The 23,917-nt window shown below is 51.2% G+C and carries 22 protein-coding genes, 1 tRNA gene and 1 pseudogene; 18 read left to right on the forward strand and 6 right to left on the reverse strand.

The genetic code is table 11. The annotated features are described in order from the left end of the window. Positions 1 to 70 precede the first annotated feature (70 nt). Both ACI0FG_RS07360 and ACI0FG_RS07365 read left to right on the forward strand, forming a co-directional pair. The gene (locus ACI0FG_RS07360; RefSeq protein ID WP_419787895.1) at positions 71 to 274 is read left to right on the forward strand and encodes a DUF6485 family protein; all 204 of its coding nucleotides are present in this window, start codon (positions 71 to 73) and stop codon (positions 272 to 274) included. A 65-nt stretch (positions 275 to 339) separates the two neighbouring features. Continuing rightward, the gene (locus tag ACI0FG_RS07365) at positions 340 to 1,134 is read left to right on the forward strand and encodes an inositol monophosphatase family protein (protein WP_419787896.1); all 795 of its coding nucleotides are present in this window, start codon (positions 340 to 342) and stop codon (positions 1,132 to 1,134) included. Here ACI0FG_RS07365 and ACI0FG_RS07370 read toward each other — a convergent pair. Then, positions 1,131 to 1,670 (reverse strand): NUDIX hydrolase, encoded by a 540-nt coding sequence (locus tag ACI0FG_RS07370; RefSeq protein ID WP_419787897.1) that lies wholly within the window; start codon positions 1,668 to 1,670, stop codon positions 1,131 to 1,133. The two genes, ACI0FG_RS07365 and ACI0FG_RS07370, sit on opposite strands and share 4 nt — an antisense overlap. A 98-nt stretch (positions 1,671 to 1,768) precedes the next feature. Between ACI0FG_RS07370 and rimI the strand changes: the two genes are divergently transcribed. The 6 genes and pseudogenes from rimI (at position 1,769) to ACI0FG_RS07400 (ending at position 5,347) form a co-directional block, all read left to right on the forward strand. Beyond that, positions 1,769 to 2,212, forward strand: a complete 444-nt coding sequence (rimI, locus tag ACI0FG_RS07375) for a ribosomal protein S18-alanine N-acetyltransferase (RefSeq protein WP_419787898.1) — start codon at positions 1,769 to 1,771, stop codon at positions 2,210 to 2,212. A 28-nt stretch (positions 2,213 to 2,240) separates the two neighbouring features. Next, positions 2,241 to 3,443, forward strand: a complete 1,203-nt coding sequence (locus ACI0FG_RS07380; RefSeq protein WP_419787899.1) for a phosphoglycerate kinase — start codon at positions 2,241 to 2,243, stop codon at positions 3,441 to 3,443. Continuing rightward, on the forward strand, positions 3,440 to 4,195 hold the full coding sequence (gene tpiA / locus ACI0FG_RS07385) for a triose-phosphate isomerase (protein WP_419787900.1): 756 nt from the start codon (positions 3,440 to 3,442) through the stop codon (positions 4,193 to 4,195). The genes ACI0FG_RS07380 and tpiA overlap by 4 nt, the downstream gene beginning before the upstream one ends. 41 nt (positions 4,196 to 4,236) lie before the next feature. Continuing rightward, a complete protein-coding gene (secG, locus tag ACI0FG_RS07390) occupies positions 4,237 to 4,587 on the forward strand; it encodes a preprotein translocase subunit SecG (protein WP_419787901.1) in 351 nt (116 codons plus the stop codon). Between the two features lie 19 nt (positions 4,588 to 4,606). Next, positions 4,607 to 4,693: transfer RNA gene (locus ACI0FG_RS07395), tRNA-Leu, on the forward strand. A gap of 342 nt (positions 4,694 to 5,035) precedes the next feature. Further along, a pseudogene (locus ACI0FG_RS07400) lies at positions 5,036 to 5,347 on the forward strand (transposase). Positions 5,348 to 5,650: 303 nt separating this feature from the next. Here ACI0FG_RS07400 and ACI0FG_RS07405 read toward each other — a convergent pair. The 4 genes from ACI0FG_RS07405 to ACI0FG_RS07420 form a co-directional block, all read right to left on the reverse strand. Beyond that, a complete protein-coding gene (locus ACI0FG_RS07405; RefSeq protein WP_419787902.1) occupies positions 5,651 to 7,627 on the reverse strand; it encodes a tetratricopeptide repeat protein in 1,977 nt (658 codons plus the stop codon). A gap of 656 nt (positions 7,628 to 8,283) precedes the next feature. After that, positions 8,284 to 8,574, reverse strand: coding sequence for a transcriptional regulator (locus tag ACI0FG_RS07410; protein ID WP_419787903.1), 291 nt, complete (start codon positions 8,572 to 8,574; stop codon positions 8,284 to 8,286). Positions 8,575 to 8,589: 15 nt separating this feature from the next. Further along, positions 8,590 to 9,111: a 2-amino-4-hydroxy-6-hydroxymethyldihydropteridine diphosphokinase gene (gene folK, locus ACI0FG_RS07415; protein ID WP_419788371.1), complete on the reverse strand. Its 522-nt coding sequence runs from the start codon at positions 9,109 to 9,111 to the stop codon at positions 8,590 to 8,592. After that, positions 9,090 to 10,256, reverse strand: coding sequence for an LL-diaminopimelate aminotransferase (locus ACI0FG_RS07420; RefSeq protein ID WP_419787904.1), 1,167 nt, complete (start codon positions 10,254 to 10,256; stop codon positions 9,090 to 9,092). The genes folK and ACI0FG_RS07420 overlap by 22 nt, the downstream gene beginning before the upstream one ends. Positions 10,257 to 10,483: 227 nt before the next feature. On the opposite strand from ACI0FG_RS07420, the gene xerD reads away from it, so the two are divergent. The 10 genes from xerD (at position 10,484) to ACI0FG_RS07470 (ending at position 22,566) form a co-directional block, all read left to right on the forward strand. Then, entirely contained in the window at positions 10,484 to 11,389 is a 906-nt protein-coding gene (xerD, locus tag ACI0FG_RS07425) for a site-specific tyrosine recombinase XerD (RefSeq protein ID WP_419787905.1), read from the forward strand. Between the two features lie 18 nt (positions 11,390 to 11,407). Beyond that, positions 11,408 to 14,074, forward strand: coding sequence for a CBS domain-containing protein (locus ACI0FG_RS07430; RefSeq protein WP_419787906.1), 2,667 nt, complete (start codon positions 11,408 to 11,410; stop codon positions 14,072 to 14,074). A 101-nt stretch (positions 14,075 to 14,175) separates the two neighbouring features. Beyond that, positions 14,176 to 14,664, forward strand: coding sequence for an HIT family protein (locus ACI0FG_RS07435; RefSeq protein ID WP_419787907.1), 489 nt, complete (start codon positions 14,176 to 14,178; stop codon positions 14,662 to 14,664). 11 nt (positions 14,665 to 14,675) lie between these two features. Next, entirely contained in the window at positions 14,676 to 15,035 is a 360-nt protein-coding gene (locus ACI0FG_RS07440; protein ID WP_419787908.1) for a DUF1049 domain-containing protein, read from the forward strand. Between the two features lie 11 nt (positions 15,036 to 15,046). Next, entirely contained in the window at positions 15,047 to 16,195 is a 1,149-nt protein-coding gene (locus ACI0FG_RS07445; protein WP_419787909.1) for a tetratricopeptide repeat protein, read from the forward strand. 45 nt (positions 16,196 to 16,240) lie between these two features. Then, on the forward strand, positions 16,241 to 18,847 hold the full coding sequence (gene mutS, locus ACI0FG_RS07450) for a DNA mismatch repair protein MutS (protein WP_419787910.1): 2,607 nt from the start codon (positions 16,241 to 16,243) through the stop codon (positions 18,845 to 18,847). A 2-nt stretch (positions 18,848 to 18,849) separates the two neighbouring features. Then, positions 18,850 to 19,296 (forward strand): hypothetical protein, encoded by a 447-nt coding sequence (locus ACI0FG_RS07455; RefSeq protein ID WP_419787911.1) that lies wholly within the window; start codon positions 18,850 to 18,852, stop codon positions 19,294 to 19,296. A gap of 23 nt (positions 19,297 to 19,319) precedes the next feature. Then, on the forward strand, positions 19,320 to 20,558 hold the full coding sequence (gene lysA, locus ACI0FG_RS07460) for a diaminopimelate decarboxylase (protein WP_419787912.1): 1,239 nt from the start codon (positions 19,320 to 19,322) through the stop codon (positions 20,556 to 20,558). 47 nt (positions 20,559 to 20,605) lie between these two features. Next, a complete protein-coding gene (locus tag ACI0FG_RS07465) occupies positions 20,606 to 21,358 on the forward strand; it encodes an RsmE family RNA methyltransferase (RefSeq protein WP_419787913.1) in 753 nt (250 codons plus the stop codon). Next, entirely contained in the window at positions 21,343 to 22,566 is a 1,224-nt protein-coding gene (locus ACI0FG_RS07470; protein ID WP_419787914.1) for a replication-associated recombination protein A, read from the forward strand. The genes ACI0FG_RS07465 and ACI0FG_RS07470 overlap by 16 nt, the downstream gene beginning before the upstream one ends. Positions 22,567 to 22,644: 78 nt before the next feature. Here the strand turns inward: ACI0FG_RS07470 and ACI0FG_RS07475 are convergent, their stop codons facing one another. Beyond that, a complete protein-coding gene (locus ACI0FG_RS07475; RefSeq protein ID WP_419787915.1) occupies positions 22,645 to 23,916 on the reverse strand; it encodes a CgeB family protein in 1,272 nt (423 codons plus the stop codon). Between the last annotated feature and the right edge of the window lies 1 nt (position 23,917).

Below are 23,917 nucleotides of genomic sequence, written 5' to 3' on the forward strand. Positions count from 1 at the left end.
TTTATTTACGGTAATTCCGGATTTTCTTCCAATTTAACGATTTTTATATTCGGTAGAGAGGTGGATCGTCATGAAAAAGAAGGACCAATGCCCAAGGGCCAAAATCAATGAGCAGTACTGTACTTGTACGTCCAATTGCGACAAGCATGGTATCTGTTGTGAATGCCTTCATTATCATCGCCAACGAGGCGAATTGCCCGCCTGTTTTTTCACTGCCGAGGAAGAAAAGACCTACAATCGGTCGATCGAATTTTTCATCCAGCGGCGTTCATAACTTGTTGATTAAGAACGATATCGTGTCGGGGCGGGATTAATCCGCCCTTTTTTTTGGAGTCGATGATGCATGAAAAAAATGCGTTACATAAAATTTTGCCGGGGCTTGAGTCCGCAGTACGCAAGGCTGGCGATCTCGTTGTTGAACATTCCGTACGTCCACGAAACATAACCCATAAAGGACGTATTGATCTTGTCACGGAAACCGACGTGGCTGTAGAGGAGTTGCTCAAGGAGGAACTGCACCGACTATTGCCTGATGCGGATTTCCTTGCCGAAGAGTCAGCCAACAAAACAGAGCCCGGTGAACTCACCTGGGTTGTCGACCCTCTGGACGGCACCACAAACTTTGCTCACGGACTGCCTTTTGTAGCCAATTCCGTTGGGTTATGGTGTCGGGACCGGATTATTCTTGGTGTCGTGAATCTGCCTCTGCTTGGGGAGTTGTTCAGTGCTGCGGAAGGGCATGGAACGAGATTGAATGACAAACGGGTGTCCGTTTCATCCGCAGATGCCATAGAGGACGCGTTGCTGGCTACGGGCTTCCCTTATGATATTGAGAAGTATCTGGAAACAGTCCTTCGTCATTTCAGAACCCTGTTGCCATTGGCTCAGGGGATTCGTCGCCCTGGAGCTGCTGCCCTTGATTTGGCCTATGTGGCTTGTGGGCGATATGATGGGTTTTATGAAAGCGCGCTTCACCCCTGGGACACTGCCGCGGGCATCCTTTTGGTCAAGGAGGCGGGGGGAAGGGTGAGCCAGTTCGATGCGGAGAGCCCGTATCATTTGGGGGCGGAGTCGATTCTGGCAACCAATGGCCGGTTGCATGGTAAACTGAGCCAGCTTCTCTGTTCTGCCTAACTATCCATCAGCAAGCCTGTTTCCCAGAGGGTAACTAGGTTAGGTGTCAGCAGCTCTTTGAATTCCTTGATGAGACAGGTCAGTTCTTCGCGAGAAAAGTAATAGCCTTCCGAAACCTCTTCCGGATTGGGAATTATGGGTTGCGTGTTTCGGTTGACGATAAATATGGAGATTCGTTCGAATCCGGTCTCAGGACAAGCTGGGAGTGTTTTTTTGACTTGCAGGGTATCGACCTCAAGTCGCAGCTCGTCCTGCAGAGTGCGGAGGGCTGCATCGTATGCAGCTTCACCAACGCGAAGATGGGTACGGGCAGATACATCCCAACGTCCTGGAAAGAATTGTTTAAGAGGCGGTCTCCGCTGCAGATATATTTTCTTTTGAGGGTTGAAGATAAGAACCTGCGCAGACTTGTGGTGAAGCATCTGGCGATGGACCAGATCCTTTGGCAGTACGGCAAGAGGGCGATTGTCGGTATCCACCACTTCGACTAATTGGTTGTCAGTTGGCGGGAGTTGGTTCTTTGGATTAAAAATCATATGGGTTTGTTCAAGTTCTTTGGTAAGAATCGGTTTTACTTATATACGCAAATAATGTGTTTTGCCAGTATAAGAGATAGGTTCTGGGGGGGCGAGAAATGAGTTTCGAGGTAGTCCTGCTGGACGAATCTAGTCTTGAAGATGTTGTTGAGTTGGAAAAAGCGTGTTTTGCCTACCATTGGACCCGTGAGCAATTCTTGATGGGACTCAAAGATGGCATTTATGTTGTCCTTGGAGCCAAAGAGGCTGATTTTTTAACAGGTTACATCGCATTTTCAGTGATTGAAGATGAAATGGAAATCCTGAACCTTGCCGTCAGCCCTGATCGAAGACGGTTGGGAGTGGGCACCGCCTTGTTGAGATGTGCAATGGAGCTATGCAAACTGAAGGGAGTGGCCAAAAGCTTTCTTGATGTCAAGGAATCAAATGTTTCGGCGCAAAATTTATATAATAAATTCGGCTATGTTCAAATAGGAATCAGAAAACGGTATTATCCGGATACCAAAGAGGACGCGCTGCTTTTCAGGTATGATTTTATCTGAGGCGGGGTGTGAGGATGGCGAGACTGTTATGAAGTGTATTGATGAGATCGAAATTAAGGGGAAGAAGCTGCTCCTTCGGGTGGACTTCAATGTGCCACAGGAAGAAGGCGTTATTACGGATGACAACAGAATCAAGGCGGCGTTGCCTACCATCCGTTATGCGTTGGAGCATGGTGCTGCGGTAATTTTGTGTGCCCATCTGGGCAAGCCCAAAGGCAAGATTGTTCCGGAATTGTCCCTCTCCTCTGTTGCCAAGCGTACAGGTGAGTTGCTTGGAATTGAGGTGCCGCTGGCGCCGGATTGCATTGGTCAGAAAACCATGCAGATGGCGGCGAACTTGCAGCCAGGCCAGGTCCTTATGCTGGAAAACCTTCGTTTCTATCCCGAAGAGATTGCTAAAACCGCAGAGGGTAGGGGCGATTTCGGCAAAAAATTGGCCGCACTGGCAGATGTGTACGTTAACGATGCTTTCGGTGTGGCCCATCGTGAGAACGCCTCTGTCGTCGATGTGCCGCTTTGTTCGAAGGTGTGTTGCGGCGGATTTTTGTTGAAACGCGAGTTGGAGTTCTTGGGAGACGCACTTCAGGAACCCGCTCGCCCTTATGTCTGTGTTTCCGGTGGTGCGAAGATATCCACCAAACTCGGTATCCTGAATAATTTGCTTGGCAAAGTGGACGACATCATCATCGGCGGCGCCATGGCGAATACGTTCTTTTTGGCTCAGGGGCATAATATGGGGAACTCTTTGGTCGAGAAGGACCTTGTTGCCGACGCCCTGGACATTTTGGCCCGGGCGGAAAAACTGGGCTCCAAGCTGCATCTGCCGGTAGATTTTCAATACGCGTTTTCTCCCAAAGCAACCAAGTCGGAGGGTGTCTGTGCGTTTGACGCTGTTCCGGAAAACGCTTTGGTTCTCGACATTGGTCCTGCAACCATCAAGTTGTTTCAGGACGTACTGGATAAGGCGAAGACTGTTGTCTGGAATGGCCCTATGGGACTTTTTGAAACTCAGGCCTTCTCAGAAGGATCCAAGGCTGTATGTCGGTCCATAGCGGAGCTGAAAGATGGGCTGAGCATTGTGGGAGGAGGGGACACCGACGCCGTAGTCCATTCCCTTGACCTCGCGGATAAGTTCAGCTTTATTTCTACAGGTGGCGGATCGTTTCTCCAATTCCTGGAAGGCAAGGATCTTCCCGCCTTCAAGACGTTAAAGGAGTGCATGAATCGATGAAAAAATTGATGGCAGCCAACTGGAAAATGTACAAGACATGGGATGATGCCTGCTCAACAGCTCGTGAGCTTGCGGATTTGGCGGCTTCCAAGTTGCCTGATGACCGTGAGGTTTTGATCTTTCCTCCTTTTACAGCCTTGAAGGGAGTGTCTGACGTCTTTACCGATGTCGAAGGATTCTCCTCGGGAGGACAGGATTTTTATATTGAGCCGGAAGGAGCCTTTACCGGAGAAATTTCCCCGGCTATGCTACTTGATGCAGGGGCTGCCTATGGTCTTACTGGACATTCCGAAAGGCGCCATGTGCTGGGTGAAAATGATGAACTCGTAGGCAAGAAAACCGCATACGGACTTGCTTCCGGCCTCAAGATAATTCTTTGTGTCGGAGAGAAGATAGAAGAGCGCCGGGGTGGCATGGTTGAAGATGTCCTCCAGCGTCAACTCGAAGCAGGGTTGAAAGATGTCTCAAGGGAAGTTCACCCTGAAGATTTGAGTATTGCTTATGAACCTGTCTGGGCGATCGGAACAGGTGAGGTCGCCGGAACGAGCGAAATCGTGGAAGCTCACGGATTTATCAGAAAAATATTGCAGAATGTTTTTGGGGAAAAAGGTAATAAAATTAGAGTGTTGTACGGAGGCAGCGTCAAACCGGCCAATTGCGCTGAGATTATTGCGCTTGACAATGTCGACGGAGTATTGGTAGGAGGCGCGAGCTTGCTGAGTGAAAGCCTTTCACAGATCGTACTGGCCTGATATTGCAAGCCTTCGAATAAAGCCAGAGTAAGGAATTGATTTTGGAAACGCTAGTTATTGTCATACACGTTCTCGCTTGTGTCTTTTTGATTGTTGCGGTAATGCTGCAGTCCGGTCACGAAGGCATGGGAGTCATCTTCGGCGGCGGCAGCAGCACCATGTTCGGTAGCTCTGGCGCAGGTGGCCTTCTGGTCAAGGTGACTGCGGGATTGGCGACGGTCTTTCTCGTGACCTCGCTGGCCTACAATGTCCTTACAGGAAATAAGGTCTCCGATCAGGATTCCATTATGCTGCAGGGCAAAGGGACTGTTCAGACTGTCCCGGCTCCTGAGCAGAAGAAACCGGCAGTCAATTTTAATGACACCGGTTCGGAGACCAAGAAAAGCGAGTAATCCCTCATTATTGAATTGTGCCGAGGTGGTGGAATTGGTAGACACGCTGTCTTGAGGGGGCAGTGGAAGAAATTCCGTGGGGGTTCGAATCCCCCCCCCGGCACCATGAAATCAAAGGGTTGCAGCCAAAAGCTGCAACCCTTTTTCATTTTGTCTCACAAGATACGGAAACCCTTCGCTGAGATGCTTGCCATGATATAACGTGTACTGTCCCTTTGTTCTGCCTTAAAGTTTGAGGGACAGACGAACCGGATTTGTCTATGTCATCTGGCCCAAGAAGTACGATTGCTACTGTCTGATAAGAACTTCTACGTTGTTCCCACTTCGTTCAGCCCAATGAGATCCCCCTCAGCTTTGCTGGGGGACCAATAAAGTTTGACTTATGCTGGAATAGTTAAAAGCCTCACCCCTAGTGAGCTGCTCAGAGTGAGCACCGGAGAGGCTTTAAATGAAGTGCAATTCAAGCCTATGTCACCCGCAGTGGGACTGTAAGTATCACATCGTTTGGATACCGAAATGTCGCCGTAAGATTTTGTTTGGTAAAATTCGGACGTATTTTGGGTGAAGTCTTTCATATCCCGTTTAAATATTCGGTGGTGCAAGTCGTTGGCTTTATGAAAGGCAAGAGCGCTATCCACATAGCTCGGGAAGTCGAAGGTCGGGCAAGAGGCTCTGCTGACCAGAGCTTTGGGCACGAGGGTATTTTGTTTTGACCGTAGGCAGAGACGAAAAAGTGATTCGCGAGTACATCCGTAAATAAGAGCAGGAAGACAAGCGAATCGAGCAATTGAAGTTCCGCCTTTAGGCGGTGCTTAGTTTGTCCCGTTCTAGTGGTCCTTTCGGCAAGATCGCTATCCGATGAAGTGCTGGATTTTGGTCGGTATTGAAGAAAATGGAGAAGCCTTGTTTCTCTCTGAGAGGCCGTGGTGAAAAGCGGCCTGAGATTAATTTAGAGAGGGGGAAGTCGGCAGTTGGAAATGTTATTATTACCTTGAATACAAAAGACCTCCATGCCTGGAATTGGCATGGAGGTCTTTTGGTGTCTTACTTGATTTAGTTTTGATCAGAATGGGAATACAAGCGTGCTTTCCTTGTCTGTATTCTTGCCCATTTTGCGGTCGATTGCGTCAATCCGGGCTTTGGCTGCTTCTCGCTGTTCCTTGGTGTCAGCCCGTTTTACGACGGTTGTGAGTAATCGTTTAGCCGTTTCGTATTTGCCACGCTTTTCATAGATCAGCGAGGCTCTATACATGGCAGTGAGGGCCCAGATGTTTTCCTGAGGATATTGCCAGGCAAGGCGGAGATAGTATTGCAGCGCCTTTTCCGTGTGTCGGGTTGCATGTTCTCCTTCTCCAAGCCAAAAGAGGGTTTCCGCTTGCAGTGCCGTTGTCATCGAGGCCCGGTTGTCCCACATGGCGAGCAGTTGGGTTTGTGCGGCGTCGAAGTCACGATTTTGTTGGTAGAGCAGTGCCATGCGAAGCCGAGTCATTGTCGGGATAGGGAGGCCGAGGGCATTCATTTGTTTAAATGTTTCCAAGGCCGCAGGTTGACGCGCCGCGTCGAGCTCCAGACGAATCTTTGTATCCAGCCATGACATTTTTTCTATAGCAGGGAGCGAATCAGCTTCAATCTTATTAAGGTAGTAGGCGCCGAGTTGTAATTTTTTTGCGTGGACCGCCTGGTCAGCCAAATAGAGGAGGCATCTGGTCCCAAACGAGGTGTCGTCAAAAAGAAAGGCTCCACGTTTGGCCAAGTTCTCGGTCGGTTTATCTTTGAACTGCTGTTGCCAGTATGCAAGAAGCAGCAATTTATCCAGCGGCCAGTCGCGTTGAGAGAGGCGTTGAAGGTTGTCACTGGTGATCTGGGTCCAGAAGGGGGCCTCATTGGTCAGATTCAGTTCCTGACCTGCAGCGGCGGACAGGGCACACAGTATGGGGTAGACCTTGAAGGACTCAGCGGGGTTGGTCGGGAGAATATCCTCCAAACTGCCCTTGAACTCCAGCAAGGCGGCAACCTGAAGCGCGAGCGGAAGCTGGCGCTTGTCCAACTTATTCCATGTTGTCGCAGAGTTAATGAAATCGCCATCGGACAAGGAAAGAGCAAGTTTAAAGCTTTGAAGCAATGCGGCTGTCTGTTGCGAGATCAGCATCGACCCGAGTTCATTGTCGATTGCTTTTTGAGCCTCTTCAAGCGGCATTGAGAGGAGGTTGTTGCGGAATTTTTTCCAGGGGGCAGATTCCGGATTACCGAGGACCCATTGGGCACGCGAAGCAGAGTAGGGGGCCAGCACATTCCCTGACCAAAACGCGTGGGCTTTCATGAAGTTGCCCGTCGCAAATGTGGTTAAGTCCTGGGGTTGGTCTCCGGTTTCCAGAAAGCTGACGACCATGGACCAAAATGTTCTTACAGCTTCGTTGGAGATGGAATCGACTTCGGCTTTGGCTTCCGAGAATTTTTCCAAGGAGACGAGCGCCATTGCTTTTACAATGATTTGGGTGTCAGCGGTGGAGACGATAGGCGCTATAGCTCCATTGCCCTGGGATTGCGGACCTTGGGGAGCAGAGGGCGACATCTCGGTCGCGTTCTCAGACGCCAGGATAGCACCTGCATTCTCCCAAAAATCATCGTTCCAAACCGTTCGGCCAATGGTTAGGATTTTCTCCAGAGCTTCACGTTGTGGTTGCTTGGAAAGAGTGAAGTTTGAACGGTATGTCCAGTAGCTTCTCGTCCAGACATCAGCCCAGATTGTTCCCAATCTGGGCTCTGCTCTGAATTTTGCCCGCATCTTTCCCGTATCTTGATTGAATTGAGCTGATTGGGTGAACCAGAGAACAGCTTTAGGTAGGTCTCCAAGGGCTCGATGGGCTTGGCCGCCAAGGAAGAGCCTCTCTGATTCCGTCGCATTGTCATCAAAGGCGGTTGTCATTTCGATGAGTTCCAACGCCTTTTGCGGAGAATTCAGATTGAGATAGACCTGGGCGCGTTTGAGGACGGATGCGGGAGTATCGGCAGAATCGGCGGCGACTTCTTTTTCCAACATGTCCCAGGCGCCGTATCTTTCAAGCCAGGCATCAAAGGACAAGTCGTTGGGTTGAGAGTGTGCCGACATTGGAGCCATTAATAGGAATATGGCCGTGAGTATGATCGAGGGAATGTTTCTCATAGGTTTGTTTTGTGATTTGGGGTTGAGGTCGATTGATAATTACCACTTCATATCAGCCCCTATGAAAACTCTCAATGTTTCCACAGGGCGGTAGATCTGGCTTACCGAATAGAGGAATTTCACCATCGGTAAGTCTTGTTCAATGATTTACCTTTTAAAGTTTACATAATTTACATTATGAGACAAATGCGCAAGTAGTTAAAATCATGAGATTAAAAAGTTAAAGTTGTCGACATTTTCAATTTATCCCGTACTAGCTCTCAGACTACTTTTGCCTCAGAAGGCTTTTCGGTAAATTGACGAATGGATGGGCTAAGGCCGTTCATCAAAAGTGCCTCAGGAGGCAAATTGAGAAGAATTCTGCGTTTGTTGCTTTTATGGTCGGCCCCAGAAGGTGAAGATTTTTGGTGGGCTGCCCTTTATCCCATACGCAGGCGCAGGTCATGGCTTGAGGGGGCTGGCTTGGAAAAATGGATAAAAAAAAGGCCCGTTCAGGGCCTTTTTTAATCAGAATATGGTCAGAGTCAGGCTTACTACTTGTCGCCCTCTTCCTTCTCGACGTTTACTGTCGTTGCCTCAAGCTGCTTGAGGTACTTGTCGCGGCATTCATAGGAGCAGAATACGTGAACTTCTTCGCCATTGCGGACACGAATAATTCCGTCTCTGTCCACATAGGTCCCACAGATCGGGTCTTTTACCATCTCACCGGATGCCACCTTGGCTTTGATGACTTTTTCACTGTTCATCTCCTTTTTCTTCTTGTCTCCAGTAAAGAGCTTGTAAAGAAGAAAGATGGCAGCACCTATGACGATAAATTTCAGCATATTCGACTCCTGCCGTTAACCGTTTTGCCAGATTTTGTTGCCTTCCATACGGTATTGGATGGCCGAAAGCGCCTCATCAACGGTTGTTCCGTCCGGAAATATGAAGCTCGGCTCTATTTCCTTGAGGGGGACAAGGACAAAAGCTCTTTCCTTGGCCCTTGGGTGCGGCAATGTGAGAAAACCGTCATCCTGTACGGTATCCCCCCAGGCTATAATATCCATATCCAATGGACGTGGACCGCCTGGGATTTGCCGTTTTCTTCCCATCTGAGCCTCAATGGCTGTACAGGTGGAAAGGAATCCGGCTGGTGCCCATATCTCCGCATCAATTTCCAGCTTGACCACCTGGTTTGTAAACCATGGCTGATCCTTAACTTCTCCTTGCGGTTCAGTCAGGTAATAGCTGGAAAAAGCCTTAAGAGAAATCTCATCACCGTATTCTTCCAGCAACGTGAGCGCATAGTTGAGGTTGTCTTCAGGATCTCCCTGATTTGACCCCAGGCTGACGTAACAGCTTACAGTTTCGAAATTTTGGATACGGCCTCCTCGAGCAGATTATTGCTCACGGTCAGGGAAATTCGGAAATACCCCTCACCCGGCGTTCCAAATCCTTGTCCAGGTGTCAGTACTACGCCTGTTTCCTTGAGTACTTTGGTAACGAATTCGGAGGAGGTAAAACCTTTCGGAGTATTGCACCAAAGGTAGAAGGAAGCGTCCGGCAACCGGTGTTTGATACCAGCCTTGTTGAGAGCGGCGCTCATGATATCACGCCTTTCCTTGTAGACCGCACGGAATTTTTCCGCGTAAGGCTCCCCTTTTGTCAGCGCGGCAATGCCTGCCTCCTGGACAGCCTGGAAGATACCGGAATCACAATTTTCCTTGATTTTCCCAAGGCCGGCGATGAGGCTCGCATTACCTACGGCCATGCCTATGCGCCACCCTGTCATGTTATAGGTCTTGGACAGGGAGTGGAATTCGATGCAGACGTCCTTTGCACCCTCGCATTCCAGTATGGAAAGCGGTTTTTTGGCGGGATCATAGTAAATCTCGCTGTAAGCGAGGTCGGAAACTACGATTACATTGAACTGCTTAGCTTTTTTGATCAAGCGTTCATAAAAATCTTTGGGCGCCGTGGCTGAGGTCGGGTTATTGGGATAGCAGACAAAAATCATCTTGGCTTTGGTCCAAGTGGCGTCATCGACGCTATCCAGGTCGGGCAGGAAGTCGTTTTCTTCAAGAAGCGGCATGTAAACCACTTCTCCACCCGCGAAATTCGTTGCTACCGGGTAAACGGGATAATTCGGAGTGGGGACCAGAACAACATCACCAGGGTTGACGTATGCCAATGGAAAGTGCGCAATGCCCTCTTTAGAGCCGATGAGGCTTACGACTTCGGTTTCGGGGTTCAGGTCAACGTTGAAACGTTGTTTGTACCAGTCGGCGACAGCTTTGCGAAAAGCAAGCATGCCGACGTATGAAGGGTACTGATGGTTGACCGGATTTTTAGCTCCCTCGTGCAGAGCTTCAATAATGAAATCAGGCGTGGGTAGATCCGGATCTCCGATTCCCAGGCTGATGATATCCATGCCCGTTGCCGCGACTTCGGCCTTGGCCTTGTCGATTGCGGCGAAAAGATACGGGGGAAGAGCTGAAAGACGGTCTGCCAACTTGAAATCTGCCATGAATGGTAACTCCTTCGATAAGCTTGGAGCAATCTTCATAATTGGGTGCGCAACGCCTGTCAATGCGAAGGATTATTGCTCTTTGAGGCTTGCCTTGGTAGCTAAGGGAGGAAGTGATTTATTTTTCATTTTTTCTGTGTGGTCAGTCCTTGATTCTTTTAAGTATTCCTTTAAAAAAATGACATATTACCCTATTATTATGTGTGATCATGAGACGAACACAAAAAATGGATGAAAGCGTAATCCCTACCCATCGATGGATAGATCGTTATTTGGAGCATCTTCTTATCGAAAAAGGGTTGTCGGAAAATTCTCTGGCGAGTTATTCTCAGGACCTGACCGCCCTCCTCTCCTTTCTTGCCGAGAAGAAATTCCGGTTGGAAGACATAACAGACAAAACTTTGTTCCTATATCTTACCTATTTGCGCACAAGGGGGTTAAAAAACCGTTCTTTGGCGAGGCATCTTTCTTCCTTACGCGGGTTCTTTGCCTTTGCCGTACAGGAAAAGTGGTTCAAGGAGGATCCCGGGCAATTCCTGGATAATCCCAAGTTGCCTAAAAAATTGCCTGAATTTTTGACTAGAGAGGAAATCGGACGTGTACTCTCCCTGCCGGATGACTCCACAACACTGGGGTTGAGAGATCGGGCCATGCTTGAAATCCTTTATGCCGCAGGTCTGCGTGTCTCCGAGTTGATAGGTATGCGGATTTTGGACTATGATCCACAGGTTGGACTGCTCAAGGTTTTCGGCAAGGGCTCCAAGGAGCGACTGGTTCCTATTCATTTTACAGCTCAGAAGGTTTTGAATACATACATGGACGTAGCTCGTCCTCAGTTTAAGCCCGCAGAAAATTTTATGTTCCTCAATCGATCCGGGAGAGGACTCACTCGTCAGGGGGTGTGGAAATTGATCAAGAAATATGCGGAGCAGGCAGGAATCAAAAGGAGCATCTCTCCGCATACTTTCCGGCACTCCTTTGCCACGCATCTTTTGGAAGGTGGCGCTGATTTGCGCACTGTTCAGATTTTGCTCGGTCATGCGGACATTTCGGCCACGGAAATATATACTCACGTCCAGGCTGGCCGGTTAAAGGCTTTGCATCAGCAATTTCATCCCCGCTCGGGCATGTGATTACGGAAGTTTCAATCAATGGGAAATATAGAAAAAATTTCGGCCAAGACGGTGATCACATCACACGCCAATGCCGATTTTGATGCCTTGGCGAGTATGGTTGCGGCCAGTAAGCTCTATCTTGATGCCGTGCTCATCTTTCCCGGCAGCCAGGAAAAGAATCTGCGCCATTTTTTCATTGAAAGCACAACATATCTTTTTAATTTCAAGTCGTTCAAGGATATTGACCCTGATTCTGTAGAGTTGTTGGTGGTAACCGATACACGGCAACGCCCGCGCATCCCCCATGTACGCCCTTTGCTTGATAATCCAGACTTGCGGATTCATCTTTATGACCATCATCCAGACACTGATGACGACCTGGAAGCCGAAAAAATCGTTTACCAAGAATGGGGTTCTACCACGACCATTATTGTCGACCTCATGCGCAAGCAGGATGTCATCCTGAGCTCTGAAGAGGCAACGCTTTTGGGACTCGGCATTTATGAGGATACGGGCTCCTTTGGTTTCAACTCAACGACGCCTCAGGACTTTGAGGCTGCCGGGTGGCTTAAAGCCCATGGCATGGATACCGAAGTGATTGCCGACATACTGTCCCAGGATCTTTCGGCCGAGCAGATAACCTACCTAGGTGAATTGCTTCAAAATGCTTCCAATTACGATATTCATGGCGTTGACGTTGTGATCACGGAGTTGTCCACCGACCGTTTTGTCCCGGACTTTGCCCTGCTTGTGCATAAACTGGTTGATATGGAAAATATCAATGTTGTCTTTGCATTGGGACGCATGGCAGATCGAATTCATGTTGTCGCACGCTCGCGTAATCCGGATGTAAACGTCGGGCTCATCTGCTCATCGATGGGGGGAGGCGGCCATGGCGTGGCTGCTTCGGCTACCATAAAGGACAAGACGTTGGCCGAGGTGCGTGACGATCTTTTTGCCCTGCTCTACTCGCAGATCAATCCGGAGATCGTGGTGGAGGGGCTTATGTCCCGTCCTCCAGTCTTTATCGAGTCGGGCAAAACCATAAGTCAGGCCGTGGAGGTGATGACTAGGTACGGCCTCAAGGATTTACCGGTTGTCGATTCCGGTACGATGCATTGTGTCGGAATCATGGGGCATCAAACAGCTGACAAGGCCCTCACCCACCGTCTGGGGGATGTTTCTCTCGACGAGTACATGAGCAGAAAATTCGAGACAGTTGAAGTCAAAACAGACCTTTACCGTGTCATGGAAATTATTCTCGGGAACCGACAGCGCCTTTTGCCTGTGGTGGATGGCCTGGATTTGGTGGGAGTGATTACCCGGACGGATCTTGTCCATCTTTTGGTGGAAGAGCCTGCCCGGATGCCGACGTCACTCATGCCGGACAAAAAGCGGGAGCGGAATGTTGCCTCAATGGTCTTAAACCGTCTGCCCCGGGGGATGATTGATCTGTTGAAGGCTGCAGGCGCGCTGGGCGATGATCTTGGCTGGGAAGTCTATGCGGTGGGCGGTTTTGTGCGAGACATTCTGCTCAACAGGCCCAATCATGACCTCGATATCGTGGTTGAGGGCGACGGGATCCGATTCGCAAAGCAATTAGCTCTCAGGCTCGGAGGGCGTGTCAAATCGCATTTGAAGTTTAAAACCGCAGTCGTGATTCTGGATAACGGCCAGCGTGTCGATGTGGCGACAGCCCGTCTGGAGTACTACGAGTATCCGGCCGCGCTGCCGACCGTGGAGCTTTCCTCTATCAAAATGGATTTGTTCCGACGTGATTTTACCATGAATGCCTTGGCGTTGCGTATCAACTCTGGCCGGTTCGGCCAACTGGTAGACTTTTTTGGAGCCGAGCAGGATATTCGCAGCAAGATCATTCGAGTGCTCCACTCCTTGAGCTTTGTGGAAGATCCAACCCGGATTCTGCGGGCTATCCGGTTTGAGCGGAGATTTGATTTTCAGATCGGGGGCCAGACAATGCGCCTGATCAAAAATGCTTTGAATCTTCAGTTGTTCAGCAAGCTTTCCGGCACACGGATTATGCATGAGCTCCGGTTGATCATGGATGAGGAAGATCCCCTCGCCTGCCTCAACCGGATGGAAGAGCTCGGCATCATGGAGGCGATACATCCAGAGCTCAAATTGAAAAGCGATCGGGTTCAGGTCCTTGTCGAGTTGGTTAAGGTTAACCATTGGTACAAGCTGTTGTACATTGATCCACCGGTTGTCATCTGGAAACTCTATTTCCTGGCCTTGACCATGGGCATCAAGAGAGAAGAAATCGGTGGGGTCACCCATCGTCTTCATTTTACCGAAAAAGAGGACAATGATTTTCTTCAGCTTCGGGACATGGTTGGCGATGCCTTGATGCGTCTGATGAGTTGGAATGAGGACAAAGACGGCCTGAGCGGATTATTCCGAATTCTGCATCCCATTCCGGTGGAAGGCGTTCTGTTTTTGATGGCTAGGAGTCGGAAGGAGTATATTCGCCGGAATATTTCACAGTATCTCAGTAAGCTGAGTCATATTGAACTGGATATTTCCGGTCAGGATCTCAAGGAAATGGGGATCGCTCCAGGCCCGGCCTATTCCACTATTTTTGAAAAGGTACTGATGGCAAGGATTGATGGCTTAGCTGAAGGACGTGAAGCACAGCTGGTCATGGCTCGTCAGCTATATCGGGATATGGCTGGTGGAGAGTGACGGCCGGTACCGCATTCCTGCTTGCCCTGAGGTTACAAGCCGTGTAAAAAAATCAAACAATTGCATGTTTATCTGGCACAGTAGAATCAGGTGGTAGAGATATGGACGTTTTGTGGGCCCCATGGCGGCTCAATTATATACTTGGCCCCAAGCCGGAAGAATGTGTGTTTTGCATTCCCGAACACACGGATGAGGATGCCGAGCGCTGTATCCTGGCCCGGGGAAAGCATTGCTTTGTCATTATGAACAAGTTCCCGTATAACAATGGGCATCTTATGGTCACGCCTTACCGCCATGTCAGTGACTTGCTCGACCTTACCGATGAGGAGTCGGTCGACTGTATGGCGTGGATCAGGCGTAGTGTATCTGTCTTGGAAAAAGCATTTAATCCCCATGGGATAAATGTTGGACTGAATCTGGGTGAGGCTGCCGGGGCCGGTATTGCGCAGCACATGCATTTCCAGATCGTGCCGCGATGGAACGGGGATGCCTCGTTTATGGCCGTGTTCGGAGAAACAACCGTGATTCCGGAACACCTCACATCCACCTACAATCGGCTCAAGCCGTTGTTTGATGCCATCACAGTGTAAGGAGTAGTCGCATGCGTTTTATCAAAGTGTTGTTTCTGTTGGTTCTTTTCGTCTTCTCCATTCTTTTCTTCAGCCAGAATAATGATGTTCTGCTGCAGGGACTGACGTTGAAGCTCGAAATCCCCTACGCCATGACGCTTCATTCCATTCCCCTGCCCTTTGGTGTGCTGATTCTGGCTGCCTTTGTCGCCGGTTCCCTGCTGACCATGTGCTACTTCCTGGCCGACAAGTTCCGTTCCGGTGCCAAGCTGCGCGAGTGTAAGACCCGTCTGGCCAGCCTTGAACAGGAAGTCAACTCGCTGCGCAATATGCCCATCAGTGAGAGCCAGCCCTATGGTTCCATTGATGAAAACAAGGACGAAAACAACTAGGCGGCACAAGTATGGCTTGGTCACTCTTTGGACGCAAAAAGAGCGGCGGCTTTGAACAGAGCCGCAAGGCCGCTCGTGAGGCTGGTGGCGGAGAGCCGTTGCCGGTGCAGGACACCCGTGCGGCCATTGAGGAATTGAGCCAGGTCGTCAAGAACGACCCTGAGGCTGTCGAAATATATCTGGCACTGGGGAGCCTGTATCGTTCGCAAGGCGAAATCGAGCGCGCCATCCAGATCAGAAACAGTTTGATTGTAAGACCGGGCCTTGACCGCGAGTTCAAGGCCCGTGCCCTTTTTGAATTGGGACGTGATTTCCGGAGAGCCGGTTTTCTCGATAGAGCTGAGACTGCATTTATGGACTCCCGCTCCCATGGGTATGACCAGGCTCCCATCCAATATGAAATGGCCCGGCTGGCCGCGGAGCGCGGCGACTACGAGAAGGCCGCCGAATCTTATGGGCAGCTTGGTTCACCGCTGCCGCAGGCACATTACCTGGTGCGACTCGCCATGGACTATTTCGAGGCCGGAAACGATTCTCAGGCCCATAGAGCCTTGCGGCATGCCATTCGTGCCTACCCCGGGGCGGTGGAGGCCTGGTTGGAACAAATGATCCAGGCCTACAAAGCCGGTAGCGGACGGAAGCTGGCTGATATTTTGCGCCATGCTTTGGAGAATGTCGCTCCAGAGCTGCGCTTTGTCTTGCTTGAAGGTTTACTTCAAGTTTTGGATAAGGCGGAACGGGAGCAGGCTGCATCTGGGGATGACGCCGTTTGGGCCGGCGCCTGTTCCGATGAGGACGTTGCAAAAGCCCTGCTTCCCGTCCTTGAGTCACAGGATCCCGATGTGTTGCTTCTCTACTATGGAGCCGCCTTCCTCCTGCGTTTAGATGATGAGGATAACGCCAAGTCCTGGCTTGAAAAGGCATTGGTTTTGTGCCCCGATTTTTGGCTGGCCAGATTGGAGTTGTTCGAATTATCCCGACGGGATCAGACGCTGACTCCATTTTTCAAGGAGCAACTCTCCTTTTTCATGGGCCGTGCAAGAAACATTCATCGTTTCTTTTGCCGTCGTTGCGGCCTCAAGCGCGACCAGTTGTTTTTTAATTGTCCTCGGTGCCATAGCTGGCACTCCATCACTTTCCGAACAGATTTCACTCAATAGCAAAGGTCTATTCTTAGTTTCGTGGCACAGACAAAATTGACTCCGATGCTCGAACAGTACCTCCGTTTCAAGGAGGAAAATCCGGGCGCCCTCATGTTTTTCCGCATGGGGGATTTCTACGAATTATTCTTCGAGGATGCGGAAACCGTGGCCAGAGCCGTACAGATCGCTTTGACCAGTCGTAATCCCAATAACGAGAACCCTATTCCCATGTGCGGGGTGCCGCATCATTCCGTTGAGCCTTACCTGACTCAACTCCTCGACAAGGGATACAAGATCGCCATCTGCGACCAGATTGAGGACCCGCGAGAGGCCAAAGGATTGGTCAAGCGGGCCGTCACCCGTGTGTTGACCCCCGGCACGGTCGTGGAGGATTCCAACCTCAAGTCCAAGGAAAACAACTACCTTGCATCCATGTTCTGGGATGCAGCCAAAGGAGTGGGGGGCGTAGCCTGGCTTGATTTCTCCACCGGACAGTGGTCGGGGTTGGAAAGCCGAAAGGAGCCTGAGCTCTGGCAATGGCTGGTCAAGGTCAATCCGCGTGAACTGCTTTTGGCCCAAGGCACCAAGGTTCCTCCGCAGTACAATGAACTTTCCACGCAGGTGACGTCGGTCCCTCCGGGGCTTTATTTCGACGCTGCGGCTTCAGCCAGGCGTATCAATGAATTGCAGGGAACGGCCGGACTTGCGCTGCATGACTTGGATAACAAACCTTCGCTGGTGCGTGCATGCGGAGCCCTTCTAACCTATCTGGAGCATACGCAAAAAGGTGAATTCGGCCATTTGGGTGAGTTTCGTCCTGTGAACCTGGGCAAGCACCTGATGCTGGACGAGGTAACCGAGCGTAATCTGGAAATTTTCCGTCGTTTGGATGGACGCACCGGCAAGGGAACACTCTGGCGAGTCCTGGACAAGACCTTGACCCCGATGGGGGGACGACTGCTGGAAGCTCGCCTTCGTCAGCCTTGGCGGGAGCTTGCTCCGATTGAGAAGACTCAGCAGTGCGTTGCGTTTCTCTTTGAAAAGGATCAGCTGAGAGCTAAGCTGCGAGCTGCTTTGGATTCCGTCTACGACCTTGAGCGGCTTTCCACCCGTATCTTCCTCGGGCGGGCGACGCCAAAGGATTTTTTGGCCCTGCGCCAAAGCCTGCCCATGCTGGCCCGGCTGCATGATCAGTTTCAGGGTGTTGATCTGGCTGATGTTCCAGAGCTGCGCAAGGTGCTCGATCATTGGGACGCCATGGAGGATATATCCGATCTGCTTCAGACGGCTTTGGTCGACTCCCCTCCTCCGGTCATCACCGATGGCGGTTTGTTTCGAAAGGGATTTGACCCCAAGTTGGATGAGTTGATCGAGCTTAATGAACATGGCGAGGACCGGCTGGCTGAATTGCACAGTCGGGAGGTGGAGCAAAGCGCCATCCCCAAACTCAAGCTCGGTTACAACAAGGTCTTTGGCTATTATTTCGAGGTCTCCAAGGCATATAAGGGACAGGTACCCGACCATTTTGTACGGCGTCAGACCCTGGTCAACAGCGAGCGGTATATCACTCCGGAACTCAAGGCGATGGAAGATCGTATCCTTTCAGCTTCCGAGGAGCGGAAGCAGCTTGAATATGCGCTTTTCCAGAAGGTGCGTGAACAGTTGGCCGCCGCGCGCAGCCGATTCCTGTTCATGGCTGACGCCGTTGCCGCCCTTGATTATTGGCAGGGGTTGGCCGAGGCCGCTCGGGCCAATGAATGGTGCCGCCCGGAACTTCATGATGGGCTGGATATAGAAATAGAGGCCGGCCGGCATCCTGTGGTGGAAGACGCCATGGGTGCGGCGAACTATATTCCGGGCGATCTGTCCATGAACCGCGACAAGCGTATTCTGCTGATTACCGGTCCCAACATGGCCGGTAAATCTACAGTGCTTCGCCAAGTGGCCATTTTGGTCATCATGGCCCAAATCGGTTCGTTCGTGCCTGCCCGACATGCCCGGTTTGGCTTGGCCGACCGAGTCTTCTCCCGGGTGGGGGCTTCGGATAATCTGGCTCAGGGCCAGTCCACATTCATGGTGGAAATGACCGAAACAGCTCGTATCCTGCGGCAGGCCACCATGCGCAGTCTGGTGATTTTGGATGAGATCGGGCGTGGCACGAGCACCTATGACGGCCTTTCCCTGGCCTGGGCTGTGGTGGAGGAATTATCCACGCGCGCCCGCGGCGGTATCCGAACGCTTTTTGCCACGCATTACCATGAGTTGACAGCTCTTGAGGGAAAGATTGACGGTCTTAGGAATCTGAATATTGCCGTCAAGGAATGGAAAGGAGATATCGTCTTCTTACGCCGTCTTGTACCCGGTCCGGCAGACCGTAGTTATGGCATCGAGGTGGCAAAGCTGGCCGGGGTGCCCAAAAGCGTCGTGGATCGGGCGCGGGAAATCCTTGCGAATCTCGAAGAAAAAACGCAGGATGATCCCTCAGGAGAGGCCGTACAGCGCGCATCGCAGAGGCTTTTGCCAGGATTTGGAGCGCCTCCCATCGAAATCGGTCCGGAGCTTACTGAGCATCCGATCATCATTCAGTTGACCGAACTTGATGTGGACGGCATGACGCCGATTCAGGCGCTCATGCTGCTCAATCAGTGGAAGGATATGATAAAGGGATGACCATGCGTTTGAAGATCGTCCTGCCTGTGTTGGCGGTGCTTGCAGCTCTGTTTCTTTTCGGCTGTGCCTTGGGCAAGAAAGAATGGCCCGAGCCCCAGAAACGGGAAGATACCTTTTCCCTGAAATTGGCCGGTGCCGAAAAGAAAGATGGTTGCCTGTTCCTTGATATCATGGTCACTGGTGCCAAAGAGCGCCTGTACCGGGCCAGCATTCAGTATGAGGCCGTAGGTGATGGTGATGGCGAAGGGTGCGTGGGATGTCCGTTTGTCCCGCGTGCGGTCAAGCACATTACCCGCGACAGTTCTGAATTCAAGCTGGAAGGACACCGTCTTTCCATTTCGCTGTGCGGGCTGGACCCGTACAAGACTTATAGATTTCGTGTTGCTGGGCAGAATGAACTGCCTGCTGTCCCCTTAGTATATACGGATGTGTATATAACCGAAAACTAGTTTTCTGCGAGGAGAACCAATTCATGCATCATTTTCAGTATCGTGACGGCAAGCTTTACGCCGAAGAAGTCAGCGTCGATGCTCTTGCCGAGGAGTACGGTACTCCGCTTTATGTCTATTCGGCAGCCACCTTCCGCCGCCATTTCGAAGCTTTTGATTCCGCCTTTGACGGCGTGGAGCATCTGACCTGCTTTTCGGTCAAGGCCAATTCTAATCTGGCGGTGCTCAAACTGCTGGGAGAAATGGGTGCGGGAATGGACATCGTTTCCGGCGGGGAGCTCTATCGCGCCCTTAAGGCGGGTGTACCGGCCGAGCGCATCGTCTATTCCGGTGTTGGCAAACGCGCTTCCGAAATCCGCGAGGCTCTCGAAGCAGGTATCCTCATGTTCAATGTCGAGTCGGTTGCGGAGCTGCGCAAGATCAATGAAGTGGCTGGCAGCATGGGCAAAAAGGCCAAGATCAGCTTCCGCATCAATCCTGACGTGGACCCGCAGACGCATCCGTACATTTCTACCGGCATGAAGAAGAACAAGTTTGGCCTGGATATTGATCATTCCCTGGAAGCCTATGAACTGGCCGCCGGTATGGAGAATATCGAGCCCATCGGAATGGACTGCCATATCGGTTCCCAGCTGACGAGTCTTGATCCTTTCATGGAAGCGCTGGATAAGCTGTTGGTCTTTTATGACCGTCTCAAGGGTATGGGCCTCGAAATTCAGTATCTTGATCTGGGTGGCGGGCTTGGTATCCCTTATGATTCCGAGCAACCGCCCTGCCCTTCCGAGTTTGGCCGGGCCCTGTGCAAGCGTCTTGAGGGTGTGCCGTTGAAACTCATTCTGGAACCTGGCCGTGTCGTGGCCGGTAATTCCGGTGTGCTCATAACCGAGGTGGTTTACACCAAGTCCAACCCCTCCAAGAATTTTCTCATTGTGGACGCGGGGATGAACGACCTGATTCGTCCAAGCCTCTATGGCTCCTACCACAAGATCGAGGAAGTGGAGAAAAAGGGACGTCCTGTCTCCAATTATGATGTGGTTGGTCCCATCTGCGAATCCGGTGATTTCCTGGCGCGTGATCGCGAACTGCCGGAGGTCGTAGCCGGAGAGCGGCTGGTCGTATACTCCGCCGGTGCCTATGGCTTTGTCATGGCTTCCAACTACAACTCCAGGCCGCGTGCCTGCGAATTGTTGGTGGATGGAGACAAGGTTACACTGGCCAGAAAGCGTGAGACCTACGAAGATCTGATCAAAAACGAATGCTAAAGCCTGGGGCCGGGACATTCAATCCCGGCCCTTTTTTTTGAGATTCCATGGCGCGACAAAATTCATTTTATCTCTCACCGGAAGCTTGGCCTATGCAGAATGGCGAAGAGGTCCGGCTGTATGGCGGCGAAGCCCACCATATGCACACCGTGCTTCGTTCCCGCGTGGGGGATACGGTGCGGCTTTTCGACGGCTGTGGCCATGATGGGGAATTCCGTATTCTGGAATTGCGGAAGAATCAGGCACAGCTTGAAGCCTTGTGTTTGAAGGAATACCCCGTAGTCAAAGACGGGTTGACTTTGGCCATAGGCTGGGGGAAATCAAAGCGTCGTGGGTATTTGTTTGAAAAAGCTGTGGAACTGAAGGCGCAAGGCCTTGCTTTCTGGATGGCGGTGCGTAGCCAGGGAGCTCTTCCCGATGACGCAAAAGAAACTTGGCAGGACAAGTGCATTCAAGCCGCCAAACAGTGCGGTAATTCCTTTTTGCCTGAACTGACCCTTTTACAAGATGGCCTTTCAGATCTGGTGAACTTTGCGAAAGGGTTCGACAAGTGCTATTTGGCCTGGGAAGCGGAAGAGGCAACTGACCTGCTCTCGCCTGATCAACTGGCAGGTTGCCGAACTTTGGTCGTTATTGGACCTGAGGGCGGCCTGGAAGAAGCCGAGGCCAGGACGTTGATTGAGGCCGGATTTGCTCCGGTTACTCTTGGGAACAGTATATTGCGGTGGGAGACGGCCGCGACCTATTGCCTGAGTCTCGGATTTTTTGCCCGACAGGATGTGAAATGCAGCTGGAAATAGAAGAAACACAACCACTTGCCGATAGAATTCGCCCTACCAGCATGGACGAATTTGTTGGTCAGAGCCATATTCGCAATCGAATTGAAGCATTTGCCAAATCCAAGCGAATGCCGAGTCTGCTTCTCTTTGGCCCTCCAGGCTGTGGAAAGTCCACCCTTGCCCTCCTTTTGGCCGGTCTGACAGGCAAGAAAAGCTTGCGTGTCAGTGCTCCCGAAGCGGGATTAACCGCTCTACGCAAGCGGTTGCCGGGGAACGATGTCCTGATTTTGGACGAGCTGCATCGTTTTTCCAAGGCTCAACAAGACTTCTTCCTGCCCATATTGGAAAGCGGCGAGATTACTCTGTTGGCTACCACTACGGAAAATCCGTCCTTCAGCGTCACCCGTCAGCTGCTTTCCCGGCTGCATGTTTTGCGGCTGCGTTCGCTTACCAAAGCAGAGTTGTTGCAAGTGGCGCATCGTGGTGCCGAGGCGCTTGATTTGGAACTGGAAGAGGAGTGCTTCGAGATTCTGGCGGCCATGGGTGGTGGGGATGCCCGTACCCTCTTGAATTTAATTGAATACACGGCTGAACTCCCTCCAACCAAACGTACTGCCAAGACCCTGCGCGATTCCTTGCCAGAAATCGTTGTACGCGGTGACAGGGATGGAGACTCCCATTATGAGTTGGCTTCGGCACTCATTAAATCCATCCGTGGCAGTGATCCTGATGCGGCGCTATATTATTTGGCCTGTCTGCTGGAAAGTGGCGAAGACCCACGTTTTGTTACCCGGCGACTGATTATCTCCGCATCTGAGGATATCGGGCTGGGCAACCCCCAGGCTTTGTCTCAGGCGATGGCCTGTCATCAGGCGGTCGAGGCCATCGGAATGCCGGAAGGTTTCATTCCCATGGCGCAGACCGCTGTTTATCTCGCCCTTTCTCCCAAAAGCAATTCCACCTATGCGGCCTATCGTACTGCCCAGAAGGAGGTACGGGAAAACGGTCCAGCTCCGGTGCCGCTCCATTTACGAAACGCCACCACCGCCCTGCAGCGTGAGTGGGGTTATGGCAGAGGGTATCTCTATCCTCATAGCTTTCCCAAATCATGGGCGGATCAGGACTATCTGCCTCAAGAGGTCAAGGGGCGTCGGTTTTATCATCCCAAGGATCAAGGCGAGGAACCCAAGCTTTTGTCTTGGTTGCGACAGTTCAAGAAGAATTTATAATGATTTGTATTTATTTGATTTCTAAAAGCCGCCTTCCATTGAGAGCGGCTTTCCTTTATGTGTAACTTTAAGAAAAGATTAGTTGGTTTTTGCGTATAACTTGCGCCATTCATCCAAAAATAAGATGGCAGTATCAAGATCGGAGAGCTTCCCCTGCTGTTGCCGGACAGCCCATACCAGATCTTCGAAACCAACGTCTTCGGACAGTCCCAATTTTTCGGTGAGTGATTGAATGTCGTTGGCCAGTTCGGGCGGAAAGTCCTCGGTTGGAAGTATCGATTCGTTACGCGGTTTAGGCCATCCGGGTATCTGTTTTGCCGTGAAATCAATGAGCGTACGCATACGCGCCTGATAGGTATGGTCTTGCAGGACCCGCTCTCTTCCCTTGGTGGCAATTGATTTCATTTCTTCAGGGTGATCCAGGAAATAAGTAATTTTCTCGACCAGTTCATCCATGGATTCAAATATGGCCAGCTCATCGTCCTCGAACATTTCCGACATGAGCGCCCGGCGATCAACCAGCTGAAAGGCTCCACAGGCCGCCAGCTCGAATGTACGGGGGTTAATGAAATCCCCCCCTGTAACCAGTTCTTCGGCCTGGATGCTTGAGTGCAGGTTCAGGTTGATAGTGGTTGCGTTGAAGATTTTGACGCAATCTTCCGGGGATACGCGTGCGCCCTGCATCTGCACGAGCGGCATGAGCACATGATCCCCCTCCCACTCCGTGCCCCATAGCTTGAAATCACGATCCACCAGTTCTCGGAATGCCCTTCGGCGGTTGGGATATCCCGCTCCCATGAAGGATACGGCCGATCCGAATTTGCGTCTTTCAACCGGCGATAATTCCAGTGGTTTGTGAAATTCCGGCAAGGCGGCCAAGGGAAGATAGAGGGCGTTGGGTTGACCTATTACCTCCAACTCATGAAGGAATGGTTCCCGCTGTATGACGGCAAAAATGTCGTACAGGGGGGCGTAGGATTTCCAATATGTAAAGAGTTGGTAATCTTCTACAAACCACATGGCGGTAGTTACGCCGTCGCGTCTGAGCCGCTTGAGCGCCTGCTGATTCAGTGGGGCCTGGGCCATGGCAAGTACCATGTCCGGTTCAAATGTTTCCACCTTGGCCAGTACGGATTGGCTGATCACGTTGAGAAAACTGTTTTGCAGATAGCTCAGCCTATCCGTGGTCACTTTCAATTTCTTCAGTGATTCATAAGCCTCATTGAATTCCGGGGCCTCAAAGACTTCCACAAGATGACCTTCATCCCGAAGCGCTGAGACCACATAGCGACCGATGGGAAGTGAACCGCCATAGAGCGGCAAAACCACGAGTATGCGCAAATGGTTCATT

This window comes from Pseudodesulfovibrio sp. 7M6, assembly GCF_050058625.1.
GTDB lineage: Bacteria > Desulfobacterota > Desulfovibrionia > Desulfovibrionales > Desulfovibrionaceae > Pseudodesulfovibrio > Pseudodesulfovibrio salinus.

What these genes read in the sequence shown, in the direction of transcription:
- ACI0FG_RS07360 (WP_419787895.1), top strand. Translation starts at nt 71, where the DNA reads ATGAAAAAGAAGGACCAATGCCCAAGGGCCAAAATCAATGAGCAGTAC.
- ACI0FG_RS07365 (WP_419787896.1), top strand. Translation starts at nt 340, where the DNA reads ATGCATGAAAAAAATGCGTTACATAAAATTTTGCCGGGGCTTGAGTCC.
- ACI0FG_RS07370 (WP_419787897.1), bottom strand. Translation starts at nt 1,670, where the DNA reads ATGATTTTTAATCCAAAGAACCAACTCCCGCCAACTGACAACCAATTA.
- rimI (WP_419787898.1), top strand. Translation starts at nt 1,769, where the DNA reads ATGAGTTTCGAGGTAGTCCTGCTGGACGAATCTAGTCTTGAAGATGTT.
- ACI0FG_RS07380 (WP_419787899.1), top strand. Translation starts at nt 2,241, where the DNA reads ATGAAGTGTATTGATGAGATCGAAATTAAGGGGAAGAAGCTGCTCCTT.
- tpiA (WP_419787900.1), top strand. Translation starts at nt 3,440, where the DNA reads ATGAAAAAATTGATGGCAGCCAACTGGAAAATGTACAAGACATGGGAT.
- ACI0FG_RS07405 (WP_419787902.1), bottom strand. Translation starts at nt 7,627, where the DNA reads ATGTTGGAAAAAGAAGTCGCCGCCGATTCTGCCGATACTCCCGCATCC.
- ACI0FG_RS07410 (WP_419787903.1), bottom strand. Translation starts at nt 8,574, where the DNA reads ATGCTGAAATTTATCGTCATAGGTGCTGCCATCTTTCTTCTTTACAAG.
- ACI0FG_RS07420 (WP_419787904.1), bottom strand. Translation starts at nt 10,256, where the DNA reads ATGGCAGATTTCAAGTTGGCAGACCGTCTTTCAGCTCTTCCCCCGTAT.
- xerD (WP_419787905.1), top strand. Translation starts at nt 10,484, where the DNA reads ATGGATGAAAGCGTAATCCCTACCCATCGATGGATAGATCGTTATTTG.
- ACI0FG_RS07430 (WP_419787906.1), top strand. Translation starts at nt 11,408, where the DNA reads ATGGGAAATATAGAAAAAATTTCGGCCAAGACGGTGATCACATCACAC.
- ACI0FG_RS07435 (WP_419787907.1), top strand. Translation starts at nt 14,176, where the DNA reads ATGGACGTTTTGTGGGCCCCATGGCGGCTCAATTATATACTTGGCCCC.
- ACI0FG_RS07440 (WP_419787908.1), top strand. Translation starts at nt 14,676, where the DNA reads ATGCGTTTTATCAAAGTGTTGTTTCTGTTGGTTCTTTTCGTCTTCTCC.
- ACI0FG_RS07445 (WP_419787909.1), top strand. Translation starts at nt 15,047, where the DNA reads ATGGCTTGGTCACTCTTTGGACGCAAAAAGAGCGGCGGCTTTGAACAG.
- mutS (WP_419787910.1), top strand. Translation starts at nt 16,241, where the DNA reads ATGCTCGAACAGTACCTCCGTTTCAAGGAGGAAAATCCGGGCGCCCTC.
- ACI0FG_RS07455 (WP_419787911.1), top strand. Translation starts at nt 18,850, where the DNA reads ATGCGTTTGAAGATCGTCCTGCCTGTGTTGGCGGTGCTTGCAGCTCTG.
- lysA (WP_419787912.1), top strand. Translation starts at nt 19,320, where the DNA reads ATGCATCATTTTCAGTATCGTGACGGCAAGCTTTACGCCGAAGAAGTC.
- ACI0FG_RS07465 (WP_419787913.1), top strand. Translation starts at nt 20,606, where the DNA reads ATGGCGCGACAAAATTCATTTTATCTCTCACCGGAAGCTTGGCCTATG.
- ACI0FG_RS07470 (WP_419787914.1), top strand. Translation starts at nt 21,343, where the DNA reads ATGCAGCTGGAAATAGAAGAAACACAACCACTTGCCGATAGAATTCGC.
- ACI0FG_RS07475 (WP_419787915.1), bottom strand. Translation starts at nt 23,916, where the DNA reads ATGAACCATTTGCGCATACTCGTGGTTTTGCCGCTCTATGGCGGTTCA.